The organism is Rubrivirga sp. (assembly GCF_049648075.1).
Taxonomy (GTDB): domain Bacteria; phylum Bacteroidota; class Rhodothermia; order Rhodothermales; family Rubricoccaceae; genus Rubrivirga.
This window is the reverse complement of record NZ_JBARYR010000096.1, coordinates 1-1,790: the sequence shown is the minus strand read 5'-3', so window position 1 is coordinate 1,790 and position 1,790 is coordinate 1. Positions and strand designations below refer to the sequence as shown.

Annotated in this window: 1 protein-coding gene; it reads left to right on the top strand. The window is 67.4% G+C overall.

Annotation, left to right across the window (positions count from 1 at the left end; all coding sequences use genetic code 11):
• Positions 1-1,659, top strand: a 1,659-nt coding sequence (locus WBA11_RS02635) for an alpha-amylase family glycosyl hydrolase (RefSeq protein WP_424519172.1), incomplete at its 5' end; no start/stop codon positions are given.
• Positions 1,660-1,790: the final 131 nt, after the last annotated feature.

Sequence of the window (1,790 nt, the reverse complement as noted above, 5' to 3'; positions counted from 1 at the left end):
GACGTCGTCGCCTACGAGGTCCACGTCCAGGACTTTACCGACGAGCTCCCCGGCCTCGAGGGCGGCGTCGGCCCACTCGAGGCGTTCGCGATGCCCGGTCTGACGAATGATCGCGGCGAGCCCGTCGGCATCGACTACCTCGAGCGACTGGGCGTCAACGTGGTCCACCTCATGCCGATCCAGGAGTTCTTGCACTACCCCGACGACGCGTGGCAGACCGCCTTCCAAGACGACCCGTTCATGATCGAGCAGGGCGTTGCGACGGAGAACTACCAGTGGGGCTACCGGACCACGCACGCGTTCGCCGTCGAGTCCCGCTTCCGGTCCCAAGGCGACGAGCCCGGCCGTGAGCGCGAGCGGTTCCGCGACTTGGTCGACGCCCTGCACGCCCGCGGCATGGCCGTCGTCGTCGACGTCGTGTTTAACCACACGGGCGAGAACATGGAGGGCGTCGAGCAGCTCCTGACGTTCAACGGGATCGACAAGTGGTACTACTACCGGCTCGACGACGAGGGCAACCACATCGGCGCGTTCGGAAACGAGACGAAGTCGGAGAACCGGCCGATGATGCAGCGCTGGATGCTCGATCAACTCCGCCACTTTGTCGAGGTCTTCGGCGTCGACGGCTTCCGAATCGACTTGGCGGGCCAGACCGATGAGCAGACGCTGCGCTGGATCCAAGCCTCGCTCGGCGACGACGTGCTGATCTACGGCGAGCCCTGGATCGCCTCGAACGACCCGGACTACGAGGCCAACCCGTCGTGGGACTGGTACAAGGCCGACTCCCCGATCACCTTCTTTCAGGACGAGGCCCGCAACGCCTGGAAAGGCTCGCCTCTCGATGACCCGACGCCAGCCCCGTCCTCGAGGGGCTTCGCAGGAGGAGACACGGCCATGAGGGACGCCGCGCTCGCCGGCGTCGCCAACGACTACGCCGAGGAGCCGACGCCCAACCAGGGGATCGGCTACCTCGACATCCACGACAACTGGGCGCTGGCCGACCGGTTCGCAAGCTGCCAGACCGGCGACTGCGCGTGGGACGGTCGCCAAGGCGTCCTCGAGGCCGAGATGCGGATCGCGGCCACGCTGCTGATGACGTCGCTCGGGCCGGTGGTGATGCACGGGGGAACTGAAATCGCCCGGTCGAAGGGCCTGTCGCCGCTCCCCGAAGAGATCGACGGCGAGTGGGAGCGGACGGAGATGGACATCGCCCCGATCTACATCAAGGGCCGCGGCGATACCTACAACCTGCGCGCCGCCAATGGGTTTGATTGGACGACCGTCGGCGGCGACGGGCCCGTCGACTACGCCGAGATGCACGACTGGTGGCAAGAGTTGATCGCGCTCCGCCTGAGCGAGGTCGGCGAGGTCTTCCGCATCGGAGAAGCCGTGCCTGAGGGGTGGGTCCGCGCCCTCGAGGTCGGCAACGATCACGCGCTCGCCTACGTCGTCGGGGACGAGGTGATGGTGGCGGTCAACGCCGGCGACGAGCCGTCCGTCCTCGAGGGCGTGCCGGACGGGGAGTGGGTCCTCGACCTCGCGTCCGCCGTCGATGGCGTCGTGGACCTGCCCGTCCGGGACGGTGCCGGCGTGCGGCGGCTCCGGGAGCAGAGCGTCGCGCTCGGTCCCAAGAGTGTAAACATCTGGGTCCGCATCTGACGCGTCCTCGAGGACGACCGCCGCGCGGAGATCCGCGTCCGTCACAGACGTAGGCTCAGCACGTGAACGAAACCGCGACGGGAGCTAGACTGTCTCGGTAGCGCTTCCGATCTTCACGCTCCCTCTCTGCC